This is a genomic window from Roseibium sediminis, assembly GCF_008711325.1.
Taxonomy (GTDB): domain Bacteria; phylum Pseudomonadota; class Alphaproteobacteria; order Rhizobiales; family Stappiaceae; genus Roseibium; species Roseibium sediminis.
On record NZ_VXDB01000006.1, the window covers coordinates 13,439 to 30,563 of the forward strand.

Below are 17,125 nucleotides of genomic sequence, written 5' to 3' on the forward strand. Positions count from 1 at the left end.
TGGAAATATAAATTACAAAGAGCGCGTCAGCGGAAAGTCATATTTCTGGTGAGAAGCCAAGCCGTCCCGGTAGGATTCCACCTCGACGCGAAGGGCTCCTACAAGGTCAGTATCAGCAGCTCCGAAGTTGAGGAAATTGTCAGAGATACCCGTGATCGACCGAAGAAGGGTGTTGGAGCTATTGTAGAACCTGACATTGTAAGTGACGCCGATTTCAGGGCCAACGTTGGCTTCCCAATGTCCGGTCGGGAAATCTTCCTGGGTAATCCGATCCCGGTGTGTCCATTGAAGCTGAAAGTCCCCGGTAAATGGGGGAGCGTTGAAACATGGCGTCCATGCCCCGCCGCCATGAACAACAAAGAGGGCTCCCGGTGGATATGGGCGTGCTTGCCGACCGCTGAGAAGCAGACTGGTGGTTGCTGCTAGATCAGGATCAAGTGATCCGGCGCTTGTTTGAGAGAGCAGCTTCACCTCTATCGTTTCGCCTGCAGCATACTCAACTTCATCAGATGCGATATTTCCGTCGATGAAGAAAATGGGGCTATTGTGCGGATGCTCCTGAGGGATCGTATCTAGGCAGCCACGGCTAACATCCATGGTGCCGGAAATGCCGTCCGCATTATAGGTGATGTTGGTTACCCCCATGAATTCGTCACCGATTTGGATGAGATCGGTGCTTTCGATCAGGCTCAAATCCTGGCCGCTGTCAAAGGTGATTGTGCCGTTATAATAACTCAGTGCCCCGACAGATCTGCAATACGGCGCGAAACCCTTCCCACCATGGTTTGCAAAAGATCCGCCATCCGGTCGGCTGCGGATGATGTATGATAGAGCCTGATTGTCACTTCGTCCGGCGACGGTCGAAAGGGCCGCGGACGTATTTGTCACATAGGCCAGGTTTGCTTCGCTTAGTGTCCTGATCATGTCGTAATATGTGGCTTCTCGGATGAGCTTCGCATCAATCGCGGATGGACCGTTCAAGGGTGGCTCCCAGGTCGACGGTTCTGGTGCTACGAATGAGACGGACGGCATTCCAAAGACATCCAGAGACGCCTCGATTGTTATTTTGCCATCGGTGAATGTGGAATCGGTAACTTTGCCTGCGCGCAATACAAGGTTGTTGATCCCACGGTCAGGAGCACTAATCCGGAAAACCGCACCCGGGTATACTCGCCACGCCCTCCTGTCGAGGGTTACAGTATACCGGTTTGCGCTGGCTGCAGTGGCCTTCAAGTCTCTTTGTGCGATGCGTGCAGCAAGTTCCTGAGTGGGAATACCAAGATAGCTCACGCTGCTTGATTTGACGCCCTCCGTGGCCTGCATCAGCGCTAGGTTCTGGGCTCTGACCTGCAAATCTTCATTCTTTATCGGGTCATGATATCGAACCACGATTTCGCTGACGGCATCCGTGAGTGCTGCTGTTTCGCTTTTGTTGATCGAGAGCAGCCCGGAGTTGTAGTCGAATAAGGGGAGGTCGCCGACATTGTAGTCGTCTCTGATCAGCTTCAGATCAATCAAACCTGTTTCTCGATTCAGATAAATTGCACCCCCTATATGATCAAGTATTTCCTGAATGAAATCACGTAAACTCTGTTGTCTTTTCCATGGAATGCATAGACCAAAACCTTCATTGTATAGTGTGCGGGCAGCTTCCAACCAAACAGTGTCTGCAATACGGGATTTATCAAAGCCTCGGCCCCATTTCTTATTGGTAATGACCTCATAAAGTATGTGGGCCGGGTTCATGGCCTTGATTGCGGAATTGGCGAGCCAGATGGTGACGTAGGTCGGTTGCCACACCTGATCATCTTGCCAACCCTTTTCCGTCCGTCGAACACGGAATTCCCAAGACTTTGGGTATGGGTTGATGGCGCATATCATGCCGTCGAAAATGGCGGTCACCACTCCGCGAAAGTCCGGCATATCGCCGCCAAGCATGTTTTTGAACCAAGCAGGATAAATTTGGTCCGGAGCACCCATCTGAACGGTCAGGGTTCCATCCACTCCGCCCTCACCATCTTCGCCGCCAAAAACTGAGGCTGCCCGAATGTTGGTTGTTCCGTTCCCTTTTACTGTTTCGCTATAGGGCTCAGATTGCCCTTCAAGAGTCGGCCAAACGTTTTTGTCACCAACCTTGATATTCACGATCTCGTCAATGGGGCCAACGCCAAGCCCCATTTGCATTGTCATGAAATACCGATAACCGATGATCTGGGATGAATTCTTACTAGCCACGTTTCATTTCCTCCCGAGCTATAGCAACAACTTTCTGGGCATTTGGATCCCCGGTTGCCTCGATGACTTCAGTCGGCAGGCCTTCTGAAAGAAAAGTGTTCCAGTCCAGATTATGTTGATTGAAGAACCGACGAGCGCCCCTCGAACACATTCTGGCCGCTCGAACATGCCGCATTTCAATTGTCACGGTCATTTCTTACCTCCGCCCTTCACTTTGATTGGGGAGGTACGGAAGTTTCCATACCAAACCACAAAGAAGTCCGGCGCGTTGCAGTCCCCAAAATAGACAGCTTCCGGCGTTCCTTCTTCAAACTGGGGGAAATCGAAATCCTCAAACGTCGCGGCATCAGGGGCCTTTTGTTTCGGTGCGAGAAGTAGCTGAATCGCATAACTTGCGACCAACATCGCAATTGCCCAAATGAAGTTCATGGATACCTCTCAGAATACCGGATCACCTTGAAAGGGCGATGTGCCTGGCAAATGTGGAAAACCACCAAAATTCGCTAAATTGTTGAATTTATTTTTGCAGTCAGCGCGAGTGCGCCGGCAGCCGGGGTAAGCAGTGATAAAATCGCCAGCGATCAGCCCGTCACCGCTCCCCAGAACGATGAATCGGTTACCAGAGTGATTTTCGATGGCTCGCTGCTCAAGTGATCCGTCAAAACGTGCGAAAGAGAAGAAGCCGTTCGACAGATAGCCGTCAGGTAGCGATAGGAGGTCATCAGAAACGATCATGTTGCCAACCACGGCGTCAACTGTGATCGACTGTCCGAAAGAGCTCTTGTTGACGCTACAGCTCACATCATAAACAGCATGCGGGCACTGTCGCCCGTAAGCCAGTCTCAGCCCCCCTGAATCAAAACTTGCCGTGAGCATCCTGCACGCAATTTCAGCAGTGACACCATCAACCGTCTTGGAGCTGTGGACATAGCCAACCCAAACGATCGGGGTTTCACTGTCGTCGCGATGATGGTTCCTGACATTCAGCCAAATTGGATTGCTCGGCGGTGTGCCGTTCATCATTACAGCCACGTCTTCTGCTGATGGCATTGTGACAACAAGTTCGTCGGCATCAGCGTCACCGGACATGACAACACCGCCGTCTGAGATAGCAATCCCCGTGTATGTGACGCCGTTGATTACAATGTCGTCTTCACCATTGCAGTAGCGCCACGTTTTGGTGCCAAAGGAGAACTCATAGAGAGCTACAGGTAATCCGCTTGCGTTTGATCGTTCGAGGCTATCAAAGGTCATGAATCAAAAACCTGAGTTGGATTTTCGGATGTTTGGTGCTCCGCGGAAGGTCGCTTTGCATGTGGCGTACCCCTTCGTGTCGGTGTCATGGTTGATCTCAATCCGGTCCTGATCCAACCTGCACAACTGCATGAAACTGATGCGTTTCACGTCACTGGCACGAAGCCCGTCATAGAATGCTTCATCAAGTTCAATGATTTCGGTTTGGAGACCACTCAGTGTTGAAGCGGTGATTTTCCTGAAGAGAGAAGAACCGTCCTTAAGGAAAATGCAGACATACTCCTGCCCGATCTCAGGCCCGCCGCCTGCAGTAAATCCGATATTTTCGACAGTCAGGATCCGGTCTCCCGGTGCCGTGTCCTGAGTAAGGGCCAAATCAGCCGAAAACGTCGGCAGCCAAACGGAAGTGAATCGGCCACGGAGTATGAAAAGGAGGTTGATGAAGGAGATGTACTCATCTCGCCCCTCAAGCGTCCAGCTGTAGGGGAAGGTTTCAAATGCAAACCCCGCCTGATCGTGGAAGACAGGAAAAGCTATGCGATTGTCGAGCTCATCCAAATTCCGATCAAATCCGATCTGGCTGTCATCCCCACGGTCCGGTTCGTTGAGCAGGACATTGAAACCTCGGTACGTCCGGAGTGTTTCCAGTCCGGTCCCGGCGTTGTTATAGCTAACGCCATATTCGCGGAGGAAACCGGTTGTTTGAACCAGGCGAGTCCGAACAGTGTTCAAATCGATCCCTGAAGATACATGAGACGGGCTCAAGAGAAGTTCTGCGAGCGAGGTGATGATTTCACCATGCCAAAAGCCGTACCACTGCTTGGCAGACGGGTCGGGAGACCAAGTGAACGCCATCTCACCATTTGTACGCCAAACCAATTCCAGATATTGCCAGCACCTCAACATCAAAGACTGATTTACAAGGCTGCTACCAAAACCTGCCTTCTCCAACTGAAGGCAGGCTCTCATCACGACAGCCGCCGCATGAGGTTCCTCATACAGGGTCTCCGGTTGGCCCTTGGCGGGATCATCAAAATCCGTAGGCATTCCATAGATCACGGTGCCACCAACCGCCTTGCCATTGAGATTGGGCCAATATCCGTTCAACCATGATAGCCAATTGCTCACCATAGTGTTTGCAAGAGACACGGCATCGGAAAAGGCCGGGTCGCTATGTGCCAGTTCAATCAACTTCGCAAGAGATTCCACCAGTCGAACTTGGTAGCCGACCCATCTCGTGTTGGGATCATCGTTTATGTAAACCCAGGTGTGAGGTGTCGGCCACCCGAGGCTAGAACGGGCAGGGGTATTCAGCACAAAGGTGTGTGCGAAGGGGCCTAGGGTGCCGCCGTCGCTATGCCACTGCTCCTGAGCATGTTGGAGGAATATAAGCTGCTGCTCCATAAGCAACGCGTTTTTGGGTTTGCTCACGTTCCCCATGGAAGTCGTCCCACTTATGGGGAACGTCAGGGAGCCGTTTGTTCTGCTCGGAATAGGCAAATCCGAGACGGAGAGAGCCGGATGCACTTCATCAGCATCATTACCCAACCACCACCAATGATCGGCCATTTGATATCCATGAAACGGTGAACCGTTCCAGCCGATGAACTGTTGACGAATTGTGTCCGCGTTGATCGCGAAAGGCAGAGCTCCGGGAAAAAAGGGCATCTTTGCCCCCTTGATGTCATCCGGCGTATTACCGGCAACAAGGCGCATGGCCCGCAGACGAATTTGGTACGCCCCTGCCATCTCCGACGAAACGCCGAAATTCTGGATTGTTTGGCCGTTGGGGAGAGATGTGCCCCATACGGTATCGCCGGTGCCTTCGGCAAAGGAACGCAACTTGAATTCGCTTCGAGGAATGAAAAACTCGATCACATCGCCAGTGGTTGCGACAAAGGTCGATTTGCTGCCGAGATCAGCGTACCATCGTGCGTTTTCGTCATACTCCATGGTTGAAGAGACGAAAATCAAGAAGAACTCTTTGAGCGCCAGATTTGGCTTCTTCGATGCTGAAATGGCGACATATAGGTATTGGTCAGCGGTTTGATAGTTCGTCTGTTCGCGCCACTGGTCCGCAAAGCCACGGCCAAGCTGTACCTGGGCAACCACATTTCCAGAGTCGGGGATGTTGCCGATAATGTCGCCGTTCGTTGCACGTGACCAAAAGTCATATCCGATCCAACCGTTATCAAGCCCCGGTCCGATCGGTGGAAACGCTCGTGGATGGTCCGAGTAACAGAACATACCGTCGGGCTCACCCGAGGCTGGAATAACGTCAAAGCCCGGGAGAGGTCTGATCACTTCCCTTAGATCGGTAATGGCTTGCCCGCGGACGCAGGATCTCCGCATTGCGAGTCTGAGCTTTTCCCATGTCTGCGCCTTTCCTGCTCGCGTATCCAACGCAACGGCCTTCGCAGTCGCCTGCTCAAACCAACGGAACGTGTCGGGGGCGCAAGCGGCATATCCTCCGGGGATCCTCGTCCAGCTCGGAAATGCCTCATAACCATCGCCTGTGGCGATGCTGCTGTACTCGTAGAATCCGTAAGAGATTTTCCACTCAGAGATCCCGGGGTCAGCCCCTGAGGGGATGGTGATCACGGTTGTGTCCCCGATCCGCTGCCATGTGCTTATGGACAGCTGGGTCTCACCTGATGGCGAATTGATGTCGAATGCGGGGCTGTATGGGCTTGCATATAGCAGCTCCGACGATGCGGGATAGATTTGCCACACGTGCTGCACCCGGCCACCGGCTGCATTCGACGGGATGGTCAGTGTGTTTCCGTTCCTTGTGACCTGATAATCCAGAACAATCCCTTGCTCTGGCACGTCCCCGCGAGCTGCAAACAACCAGTGCATCAGAGTGATTGTGTCGGGGTCGTCCGGAATTGGTTGGCGCAGCATTGGGCCTACCGTTGAACCATCCCCCATGGCATCAAGCATTTCCTGCGCGAGGTTCAAATAATAGTCGGCTGCGGATCGGGCCTCATTGGTGGGATTTCCCGCAATTAGCGCTTCGTATGCCAGGAATGCGCCGTAAATGAAGGCAAACTGACCTTCTGAAGTGCCACTATTATGATGGAAATAGCCACCGCGACCGGTCTCAACATGGTAGGAGTTCGTAATGAGGCCGTCATAAATCATCGGACCGTTTACACGGCGTTCGAGCACAGCCCGCTCATCCTCATTTTTCTCCATAATCTTGAAGCGGACAGTTCCGTGCTGAACCGTGTCCGTGATGCGCAAGAATGAAGGTTGTTCGGCGAAGCGAGCAATACGTACCGGATGCACTGGGCTGTGGGGTGCCCAGGAGCTCGCCAAAGCGGCCTTCAACTCAATGACATTCCCCGAAATCGCGTTCACTTCCGCGAGCTCGTATCGCCTATGGTCGGTCGGGTCGGAAATGAAAACAATGTCACCGGCTTTCAGCCCCCCGTCATCGGCAGAGTGGCACTCGATCGTATTGCTGCCAACCGTGGCCGCAGCGGAAAGGCGGTATGCCTCATGCCACATCGGCAAATAGAAGTTCCGTCCGCCGTGCCTGGAAACAAATAAGTTCAGTGCTGCACGCGCAGATGTCTCGACGGTAAAATCAGTTTCGAACTCACGCCTCGGGTTCAAGCGCAGAGACGCCCGTTGTTCTGCCCCGCTCGGGGAGGACAGAACCCGCGTCAACCATTCAAGTGTTTGCTTCGGGGGCGAGGACCAATTTGGAGGGAATGACCAAACCGGAATGTTCTGGATCGCCATTATTCACCCACCATACGTTTCAGCATCGACTTGTTGCGCGACATCACTGACAAGACAGCCTGTTCTCCTGTGGCGCTCTTGATCATGTCAGAGGCAAATTGCGGGTCCATCGTGACGATGTTCCGGATCGTCATAGGCTGGGCGTCATTGCCTTTCCCACCTGACAAGCCGCCGTTGTTCCTGTGACGTGGATCTTGCTCAGTGATCATCTCTTCATTCTGCTTGGCAATGAGCGGCACTTCGTCTGGCCCGAGGCCGACAACACCTCCGGTGTGGTAGCGCGCAGCATTGGCAAACAGAGCTGGGGATACGTTCTTTGTCGCATTCCCCACGCCAGCGGAGCCTGCTCCAATGAGACCACCTGAGTGAGCTAGCCCAATTCCGCCACCCCCAAAGCCTATCTTTGAGAGTGCGTTGAACATGATTTGCCTGAGGATCATCGTCCCCATCTGGCGCAAAAAGTCTGCAGCGAACTGAAGAAAGGCCCGCCCCAGGGCCACCCATGCATTCTGTCCGTTGGCAATGGCGTTCGCGAAGTTGTCAAAGACCCCGATAAAGCCGTCTACGAAACTTCCGGCCAATTGCCCTGTTTTCTGGGCAGTCAAACCAAACACCTGAATACCGCCGCCAGCCTTTGTCGTTTTGGCAGCCAAGGTGTCGAGTTTCGTCAGCGCAACATCGGCTTTGTCACCACCGATCGCCTCCCACATGGATCGGGCATTCGCGATAGCCTGCTGCAGCTTCTGGTTTACTTGCTCGAGTTCGATCTGAAGATCGGCAGCCGCCGTGCTATCGCCGGACGCTGTGGCAGCTCGGTACTCTTGCTCAAGGGTAGTGCGTTGGCGGGCGAGGGCGTTCGCCTGCTGCAGGGCAGTATTGGCCTCTTGAATTTCGGATTTCGTTCCTTTGGTCGCAGCCTGCCTGTCATATTCAGCCGCAGCGATATTGCGAATGCGTTCAAGCTGTTCCTCATCAAGGGTCTTGTGACTTTCCTTGGCCTTGGCGATTTCCTGCTCGACCGCCTGTTGAATATGCGCCTCGCGAGTCAGACGACCGTTGTTTTGGGCTTCAATCTCGCTGTATCGAAGGCGACGTTCAAGATCCTCGGTGTATTCCAGAGCCTTCTCGGCACGTTTAGTCTCGGTGCTGTAAATCTCGTTTTGGATTGCAAGTTCTTCCGAACTGATGCCCATTTTGCGGGCTGCAAATTCAGAAACGTCACCCGCAGTTGCACCATTACCCAAGACCGTTGGATTGGCGGCAATTTGATCTGCACCAAGTAGCTCTGATACCGGGGTATTCGCTGAAGCACCGGCAACATTGATAGCGCCCTGCGGGCCGAGGAAGTGTGCCAGATAAAGGTTCGTGTCGGTTGCTGCTATGCCCGCGTTACTCAAAATCTGAGCGTTCTGCTGAGCATAAAGAGCCGTCATTTGGCGCGAGATTTTGGGGTCGTTTCGCAACTCCAAAATTGCAGCGTCCGTCATGTCGGCTGCAACAGACGGGAACTTCTCTTTGAACAGTCCGAGCCAAGTGCTCGAAATGAATTGGCCCAAACCGGTCGCCGATGAACGACTATTGCGCGCAGTGGGGTCACCACTACTTTCGGCCCCGACGATCTTGTCGATGAGCGTATCAGAGCTTCCGATATTGCCTGCAATGTCCTTCAATGCCGAATTGTATTTCTGGGTCAATTGCAGCACTTGGCCCATCGAGCGGGCAGCCTTCAGCCCATCATGATAGAGCTTGTTCAAGGCATCTATTTCGCCGAGACGTTCCAGTTCGTCGGAAACCTGCGGCACCAGTTTGTCGATTTCCGCCAAGGCGCCGTTGAATTTCTGCAGTGCCTCTTGTTCTTCGGCAAAGGCGCTGCCTGCCTTTTTGGTGGCCGAAGCCAAATCCTCGATCGTCTTCCCGGTCGACCGGGCGATATCCGAAACACCTTCAAGTTGGCTGCCTTTTTCGTGAGCCGCAATTGCGGCTTCTTCCAGGCGCCGTCTGTCCTCAATGAGGGCTTGGCTAAGGTCGTAAAGTGTTGAGGCAAACTTTTTTGGACCGTCTTCCGTGAGGGTCTGGTTCAGTTCCTTGACACGTTGTGCGAACTCTTCGACCGAGATTGTGCCGGCCACGAATTCCTGGGCGATCTGTTGGAAGGGCGCCCTGTCTCCGGAGCGCGACAGCAACGCACTCGCGACTTTCTGTTGAAGGGCTTGGGCAGCTCGTTCAACCAACTTTTGCTGTTCACGGAAGTTGTCTTCCAGGTCGAACAACGAAACGTTCTCGATATTGTCCGCCCAGTGTTGGGCTGAGCCCGCAACGCGATCATAGGCGGAAATAACCTCACCCATGATCCGTTTGTGTTCATCAACCGCTTGCGTTACGTCTTCGACGCGGGTGGCCCAATGTCCGATCGCAAGTGTCACTCCGGTGAGTATGACACCCGGTAGACCCCCTAGCGCCAGCCAAAGAAGTTTTACTGTTCCGGCCAGGCCTACAACGGCTATTTGAAGGGTCCGCGTCAGGCCGGATGTTATTGCGGCCTGCACGCCGAACATTCTGGTGTAGTTTGTCGCGGCGATCCAAGATGTTCCGAGAAATCTCAAGCTCGTTGACAGGCTGATGTAGCTGGAACGCAGCAAAGCAACAGTTCGGATCTTGCCCTTGGCGACAGTATCCCATTGATAGAGTTGACGGGCGGAGTTGGAGAGTGATGCGCCGAATTGCCCGAAACCTCCGGTCCAACGGGTCAAAACCGATGCAAGTTTAACAGCAGCGATAATCTGAAGAACGGTCGATAACTCGCCGATGTAGGGGATCAGAGAAGCTGCCGCCGAAGTGACGGATCCCAGTGCCGCCCCTAGCGCAAGAAAGAAGTCCCTTCCTTCCCGGCTAGAAAGGTATTCATTGAGCCTGCGGACAGCTTCGGTCAGTGCATCAATGAACCCACCTTCGGCAACTCTCAGGCGAGCCTGATAGAGGGAATTGACGAACCGGCCAAGCTCTGTCGTCGTGCTCGAAAGCGAGGTTTGAAGTTGGTCACCGAACCGCCGATCCAGTTCATCGGCAAATCGGAGCAGTGTTTCTTGGTCTGCTGCCACCTGACCGGCGCGCAGCATCTTGTCGAGTTCGGCCTCGGTCTTCCCAATGGCAGCGGCAAAGATTTGGAACGCACCGGGCAGCCGGTCACCCATCTGGCGGCGGAGCTCTTCCGAGCTGACTCGCCCCTTCGAAATCATCTGTTGGAGGGCCAGAAAGACCCCGTTCATCTGTTCAAGCGTCAGCTTGTTTACGCGGCCAGCCTCAGCGACCGACAAGAACACTCTGCGTGTCGCTGCTCCGGAGAAGTTTGCGGCATCTGCAGCCACGGCAAACTTGGCGTATTCATCGGAAAGCACTTGAAAACTGATGCCAAGTCGCTCGGCTTGTCTGTCCAAAAAAGACAGTTCATTCGCAACAGCCGCAGTGTCCTGATTGAACACAGCCCCGAGACGGTTCTGAGCAGCTTCGAGAACTTGGAAAGAGCTTACCACCTGTCCAAGGCTGTAAATCGCCGAGTGCAATCCAATATAAGCAGTAGTCAGCCCCAGCAGTTCTGCCCGCAGCCTTTGTGTGAACGAAAGTGCTGAGCGGGATTGCATTGCAAAGCTGGTTTGTGCCTGCCCGGCGCGTGTTGCGGCAATGCCGGTGTTTTGGACAGAAACAGCCGCCTGCCGTGCTGAAGCCGACAGTTCATGGAGAGATTGACGCTGCGCTTCGTAGGCGGACTTTAATTGTCTGGCTTTGGCTTGAGCTGTCCCGAATGCTGTGCCCAGTTCGTTGGTGGGTGCCGCCGCATTCCGCATATCCTGAGCGAGTCTTTTGACTTCACTTTGAGAGGCAACCCATTCCCGCCGAAGTTCCAGCATCCTGCGGCGCTGCTCATCCACACCACCGGTGTTGATCTCCGGTCCGCGGCGAGCGCCACTGAGCGCGGCAATTCGAGCATTGACCGCCTCGATTTGAGCAGCGGCCCTCTGCGCAGTAGATGCGATTTTCTCTTGGTCGGCGCTGAGACCTCCCAAGGCGGCGCCGACGCCCGCAGCACTTGCCTTCATTTCCTGCAAAGCAGCGCGGGATAGATGCAGGTTGTCTTTCTGCGTCTTCAGGGAGGAAGTGGTACGATCGAGTTGTGTTGACAGGCGGCGCTCTTCGCCGGCAGCCGCGGAAATCGCAGGGCTCAGCGTCTTGATGGCTTCGCGCGACTTTTCAATCTGAGAGGTATTTTCGGCAACAGTTTTTGCAAGCTTGTCACTTGCTGACCGTTGTGAATTAACGTCCGCGTCGATAAACGCTTTCGCCGATCGAACCGCTGGTGACAGAAAGTGATCGGGAACCTTGGATGTAGCGTTGTTGTAGCTTTTTTGCCGAGCCTCGGCCTTGCGAAGCTCTTTGTTTACCGCGCTCAGTTCCGCTCGTGCGGATTTCCGGGCGGCAGTAACCTCTTCCAACACGGTTTTCTCGGCAGATTGAACGCCCCGTAGTCGGTTCAGGTTTTGCTGGGTTGTTTGTAGTTGTCGTGCAAGGTTCGCTAGCTCTGTCGCACTGCCTTTGAGATCGGCTTCAAAGCGACTAATTGAACGTGACGACTTGTCGATATCGACGGCAATCTTCTGAAACGCGGAAAGCGCAACCGCCTTACGCTGCAACTCGGTCAGCTGGTTGCCGAGCCTGCCGAGTTGAGTGTCTGTCTTGGTGGCACTTGCGCTAACCTCTTGCTGAGCGTCAGTAAGCCCCTCAAGTGCCTTGGTGACCGCTTTTACTGCCGATGAAGCCGCTTCACGAGCTTTGATGATAAGTTCGACTTCACGGCTCATTTTCCATTCAACCTTTCAATCAGCGCAGTGAACTGTTTCCTGGCGGCACGGCCCCCATCCCGGCTAAAAGCCGCAATCCCGGTGTTGATTGCGCTATGGAGCAGAGTTGCTTCAGTAGCGAGGCGGCGGTTGATGCGATCAACAATATGTTGATTTTCCTCCCAAACCTTTCGGATCGGATAGAGTTCCGGATGGTGGTGTCCGAACTCCCTCAGCTGACTGATTTGTCCTCGGATGCCATAGATCCATTCTTCAAAGTCGGGAGGTGGGAGCTTACTTGTTCTACGAGATGGGTCATGCCTTCTCCCATGCGTGTCACCATCTCGACGAAGTTTTTTGCGCCACCGCTCATCGCGAAGGTGAGTGTGGCGATCTTCTCAAGCGATGCGACCTTCACATCGAGGGGAAGCTTACCCACTTCATCAACCTGGTTGGGGACATCCGCACTTGCCGCAATCACATGATTGACGATCGCCGGAAATGCGACGGCGAGCTTGAGTGCCAGACCGTCAACGTCGTCTTCCGTTATGGTGTCCGGGGACCGTCCAACGAAACGATCAAAAAGGTCTGTGACTGTTTCTTGATGAGCACGGAACAGCGATGTCAAATCCTGCTCATTGAGACCGCGCAACTCGATAAAGTTGTCTCCGCCGAATGTGATGCGCTCAGTTATAGGGGTATACTGTAGGGGCATTTGTGAACCTCAAGTTAGGGGGTGTAGGGTGCGCCGTTCACGTAGACTGCTTCGAGCCCACTCTTGCGGAGCACGTCAAAACTGAACGGAAGTGTCTGCCATTCGTCACCCTTGAGGTTCAGATCCCCATTTGGGTGAACCTTCACATAAGGAAACAGCCAGTCGAATTTTTTGCCGACGGGGTTGTAAGTGATGAACTTCAGGGCACCCTGGATCGGTTCTGAACCGGATGTGATGGACTCGTAATTGTGACTGTTCACATCGTAGGAGAGCTCGACATTATCCCCATCGTTGATGCTGCCTTCGTCGAGGAATGTCAGCAGGGCTGTTGACGGTGTGAACAAATAGTCGGTTCCAGCGGCATATGTTGTGGTCCCGGCCTCATTCTTCACGACAAGGTTGCTCAGGGAGAGAACGCCGACCGGGTTGCTGTCAGTTACGCCGAGAGCATAACTGTCGCCGAGTTTCACTGACGAGATAGTTTCAGTTGCTGCCACGGCGCCTGCTACGGACACCGTTTCGGCAGTGCCAAACAGGAACAAAGCGAGGTTCTTCGCCATGATATCGTCGGCGGTCAGGGTGCCACTCCGTGCCACTTCCATGGTAACGGATTCATCCTTTTCCCGAATGCCTCGGTCACTGTTGTAGTGATCGAGTGTTTCAGACTCAAAGTTGAGACTGAATTCAGGGGTGTTACCGAGGTAGCGATACCCGGCAATTTTCTGTGTCCCCGTCAAGAAAGGGGCGAAATGCACTTCGCCACGGCCAACCGTGTAATTGCGCTCTGCCATAATTCCACTCCGTTTTGAATATTCCACTATTAGAGGAATTTTCGTTTAAAGGAAAGGGTTTGTTGCGTCCTCCGTGATCATCAAAGTGATATCCAACCAGAAGTAAGCTTTGGTCGATACAAAGGCCTCGGGGGGACGCACAATCCCGGGGCCAATCAAGATTTCCTGCACGGAATTACCTGCTGATCTGCCGCCTGTTTGTTGGGCGACCCCCATCCCGAGCGGATCGGCCATTCCAAGTGTCCCGGGGGCGGTCCGGGACTGCTGGGCGGCAAGGCACCTTTTTACATCTGCCAGTAGGAAATGGGCGGGATCGGTCGGGTTTTCCTTGTCGTCACGAACAAAGCCCTGCACGATCAATGACCATGCAATTTTACCGGCCACCGACCCGGCAGGTCGAGGTCCGAAGTCCTCGGGAAGAGGCTTCTCCAGGATAGAAAGCATTGGTACGGGATCGCCGTCACCAAATAGGTCCCGACCTCGGAAAACAGCATCACCGAGATCAGTTTTGTAGCCGTTCGCCACGGTTATTGACTTCAGACTTGCGCTCAGCGCCTTAAGCACCCGCAGCCGAAAAGGATCTTCATATAGGAAAGGAGGCGTCATAGGTTAAGGTCCAGCAGTCTTTCGAATTCACGTTCCAGAAGGGTTTCGAGATCTCCGCGAACCGCGTTCCGCACGTCCACGAACACCTGATCAACCGAAGGGCCATAGAGCAGATATAGGTTCGGGCCAATTTGCTTTGCGCCCATCGATGGTGGACGACCGTTTCTGGTTCTGACAGCGAGGCCCAGGTTCTGATTCCTGAGTTTCATGACGAATGCGGAAGGCATGAAGCGCGCCACCCCGGGCTTCACTTCGACAGTAACACCGCGGTCCCCCGGGCGGGCTCCACCTCTGATAAAACGAGCCAATGAAGTTGGCCTGTCACGCCCGGTAACTCGACCTTCCAAATCGTTACCGCTTGCCTTCTTTGTTACGCTTAGCCTGTTGCCTTGTCCCGAAAGGTAGCCGCGTGGAAACATGACTTGGCGCTCCATCTCGCGAGCGCTAAGCGGAACTGCTCGCTGAGTGGTCTTGTTCACGGCGCGTTGCGCTGCCAGTCGGATGTTCTCGGGGATCTTGTCGAAAGACCTCAGTCCGGAAAGGCCCTCGATGGCAACGGCATAGGTGTCACCCATCGCAGTCCTCCGGAATAGGGAGGCCTTCCGCATCTTCTGCCGGCAAGGGAGAAACGAAGGCCGTCACGAAAAGGTCGTCAGCGGGCTTGCGTAGGTCGATCAGATAGGCTTCTCCGTCGCCGACGGAAACAATGTCGCCGCGTTCCGGGATGACCTGCTCTTTGAGAAAAATGATCTTCGGCGTAAAGTCTTCCCGCTCAGCATAGTGAAAGTTGGTGCCCTGCTGATCACCAAGCGCGGGAAAGTCGACGTGTAAACGAGTGTCCACCAGAATAGGCGTGTCACCGTTCTTTGGAATGAGCACTGCCGGGACATTCAGTTTCATGTGAACGTCCCGACGGGCTTTTCTCTTGATGTCCCGAAATGTCGGCATCAGATGTCTTCGTCATCCTCGGATGTCTTGTTGGATGACTTTGACGACTTCGCACCCTTTGCCGCTTGACCGGGGGCAGGGTCACCCTTCGCTCCGGATGGAGGTGGAGTGCTGTCGGCTGCCGTATCCGAACCAGCGGTGGTATCGTCATTGTCGGCCACGGTTACATCTGTTGTAACGGGATTTCCGGACTTGAAGATTGTGATTTCGTCCTCAGTTGCCGCGCGGACGGCACCCAGTTTTTTCAGCTTACTGAAAGTCGTGTCGTCCATGGCCTTGACGGTGTGGGCCGGCACGATAACTGACCCTCCGTCTTTGCGCATCTGGACGCGGTTCAAAGTGAAAGCAAACATGATGAAACTCCTGATCTTCGATGTTGGAGGGGCAGGGGGAGCCGGAACTCCCCGTTAAACGACCGTCGCTTTGAGGGTCTTGTTCGGTTCGATGTTCACCGGCAGCGGAGAAGACTGGTGCATCAACCAAACATCGCCGGGATCTTTCGAAATCCACATTTTGGGGAATATATCGATAGGTGTCGGTTCCTGCATGGCCTCTGCGTCGTAGATGGCGCCGTAACAACGCACACCACGTGTGCCAGGTGCGATGAGGACCGCATCTTTCGGATCGAGAATTTCGATCAGATTGCCGTCTTCATCCTCGACCTGATCCCGGAAGGTCCAAACTTCGAGAGACTGGTTTGTCCCGGAAAGCGTTCCGAGGTGGGTCATCGGATCGTTGATGTTGAGCAGACCTCGTTTGAAGCTCGTGCCCTCGCCACCGCGATAGTCGGTGTTCAACAGTTCCTTGATGCCTTCGTTCTTCATGAAGGCTGCCGCCGCCTGGAAACCGAGCACAAGTCGGACCGGTAGTCCGCCTCGCTCAGCGCCATACATCAGCGCCGACCAGGCATTCAGGTCACCAATGATGTCATAGGCTGGGTCATTCCAGTTTGCCCCGGCCAGTACCACGGTAAGATTGGGGTCGCGGCCAAAGTCAATGGTGACCTCCGGGAACGCAGCGCCCTGATCGCGATCATATTTGACGGAGATCTTGCCGTCGATAATCGCCTTGGATGCCATGAAGGCTTCGCGAATTTTGATGGACCGACGATGATAGTCAATCACCTCAATGACGCGTGCATCAAATCGTTCCTGCAGGGTCAGCCGTTGTCCACCCGGCATGACTTCGCTCGGGCGCAGGTTCCGAGCGTCAACCGCGCGAACTGCGTCCTTTGGTTTGATGTACGGGGGCAGGAAGGATTTGACCTTTTCGCCCTTGGTCCGGAAAATCGGCTTCCCTTGTTCCGTCGGCAGGACGAACGGCGCAAGACGACGATCAGCCATCGGAAGGTTGGCAAACAAGATTTCCTTGTCGTCGGAATAATGGGTTTCCGTGAAAAATGTATCCAGCCACCAGGATGGAATCGGATCCATTCGATCGTCACGGAGAACGTCGTAAAGTTCTCCGCTGGTCCAAAGTTCAAGCGACATAGCTGTCTCCTAATTGAGTGAATTCAAAAGCAGGCGAAATCTGCCCCCTTAGAGCGATCCGGATTTCACCTTGCGAATGATGATGTTTGTTGGAGTTGGGCTACCCTCGAATGCCGCAAACTTCTTTGCGTCCGTGTCGTAGGATGCATCCCATTTGAGCAGGTCGGGATTGAAACATCCTTGGCGATAGGTGGGAGCGCCCTTCGCACCCGCCGAGGTATCGATTGCAGCAAGCAGGATGGCGACAGGTGCTATGGTGCCGTCGACAGCCGGCACGAGCTCTTTGCTGCCATTGAAGCCCATCACGGTCAGCGCTGCGAGCGTCTGTCCGGCAGCTACCAACAAGTCCTGCGTCAAGGGGGAAGGGGTATCACCGGTGAAGAGGCCGGGGATAACCGGATTGATAGTATCTTCCCACTGAGACGGGATGCCGGCAGTTTGGGAAGTGTCAGGGATATTCACCATCTCGAAAATTCCTCAATTAGTTGAATTTTGGATTGCGGA

At 54.1% G+C, this 17,125-nt stretch carries 13 protein-coding genes; all 13 read right to left on the bottom strand.

Going from position 1 to position 17,125, the window contains the following annotated elements; translation table 11 throughout:
* Window positions 1-12: 12 nt before the first annotated feature.
* On the bottom strand, window positions 13-2,235 hold the full coding sequence (locus tag F0155_RS07290) for a phage tail protein (protein ID WP_150523844.1): 2,223 nt from the start codon (window positions 2,233-2,235) through the stop codon (window positions 13-15).
* Between the two features lie 189 nt (window positions 2,236-2,424).
* Window positions 2,425-2,664, bottom strand: a complete 240-nt coding sequence (locus F0155_RS07300) for a hypothetical protein (protein ID WP_150523846.1) — start codon at window positions 2,662-2,664, stop codon at window positions 2,425-2,427.
* Window positions 2,665-2,673: 9 nt separating this feature from the next.
* Complete coding sequence (locus F0155_RS07305; protein ID WP_150523847.1) at window positions 2,674-3,489, bottom strand: phage BR0599 family protein; 816 nt, start codon at window positions 3,487-3,489, stop codon at window positions 2,674-2,676.
* A gap of 3 nt (window positions 3,490-3,492) precedes the next feature.
* Window positions 3,493-7,239: a DUF2460 domain-containing protein gene (locus tag F0155_RS07310; protein WP_150523848.1), complete on the bottom strand. Its 3,747-nt coding sequence runs from the start codon at window positions 7,237-7,239 to the stop codon at window positions 3,493-3,495.
* Window positions 7,239-12,092: a tape measure protein gene (locus F0155_RS07315; RefSeq protein ID WP_150523849.1), complete on the bottom strand. Its 4,854-nt coding sequence runs from the start codon at window positions 12,090-12,092 to the stop codon at window positions 7,239-7,241. The genes F0155_RS07310 and F0155_RS07315 overlap by 1 nt, the downstream gene beginning before the upstream one ends.
* A gap of 211 nt (window positions 12,093-12,303) precedes the next feature.
* Window positions 12,304-12,786 carry a phage pre-tape measure protein gene (locus tag F0155_RS07320; RefSeq protein ID WP_150523850.1) on the bottom strand — a complete coding sequence of 161 codons (483 nt, stop codon included), beginning with the start codon at window positions 12,784-12,786 and terminating at the stop codon, window positions 12,304-12,306.
* A 14-nt stretch (window positions 12,787-12,800) separates the two neighbouring features.
* Window positions 12,801-13,577 carry a phage tail tube protein gene (locus tag F0155_RS07325; RefSeq protein WP_150523851.1) on the bottom strand — a complete coding sequence of 259 codons (777 nt, stop codon included), beginning with the start codon at window positions 13,575-13,577 and terminating at the stop codon, window positions 12,801-12,803.
* Between the two features lie 45 nt (window positions 13,578-13,622).
* The gene (locus tag F0155_RS07330; protein WP_150523852.1) at window positions 13,623-14,183 is read right to left on the bottom strand and encodes a hypothetical protein; all 561 of its coding nucleotides are present in this window, start codon (window positions 14,181-14,183) and stop codon (window positions 13,623-13,625) included.
* Window positions 14,180-14,758 carry a hypothetical protein gene (locus F0155_RS07335; protein ID WP_150523853.1) on the bottom strand — a complete coding sequence of 193 codons (579 nt, stop codon included), beginning with the start codon at window positions 14,756-14,758 and terminating at the stop codon, window positions 14,180-14,182. The genes F0155_RS07330 and F0155_RS07335 overlap by 4 nt, the downstream gene beginning before the upstream one ends.
* Window positions 14,751-15,083: a hypothetical protein gene (locus F0155_RS07340; RefSeq protein WP_150523854.1), complete on the bottom strand. Its 333-nt coding sequence runs from the start codon at window positions 15,081-15,083 to the stop codon at window positions 14,751-14,753. The genes F0155_RS07335 and F0155_RS07340 overlap by 8 nt, the downstream gene beginning before the upstream one ends.
* Window positions 15,084-15,130: 47 nt before the next feature.
* A complete protein-coding gene (locus tag F0155_RS07345; protein ID WP_150523855.1) occupies window positions 15,131-15,484 on the bottom strand; it encodes a hypothetical protein in 354 nt (117 codons plus the stop codon).
* Between the two features lie 54 nt (window positions 15,485-15,538).
* On the bottom strand, window positions 15,539-16,621 hold the full coding sequence (locus F0155_RS07350; RefSeq protein WP_150523856.1) for a major capsid protein: 1,083 nt from the start codon (window positions 16,619-16,621) through the stop codon (window positions 15,539-15,541).
* Between the two features lie 48 nt (window positions 16,622-16,669).
* Entirely contained in the window at window positions 16,670-17,086 is a 417-nt protein-coding gene (locus tag F0155_RS07355) for a head decoration protein (protein WP_150523857.1), read from the bottom strand.
* Window positions 17,087-17,125: the final 39 nt, after the last annotated feature.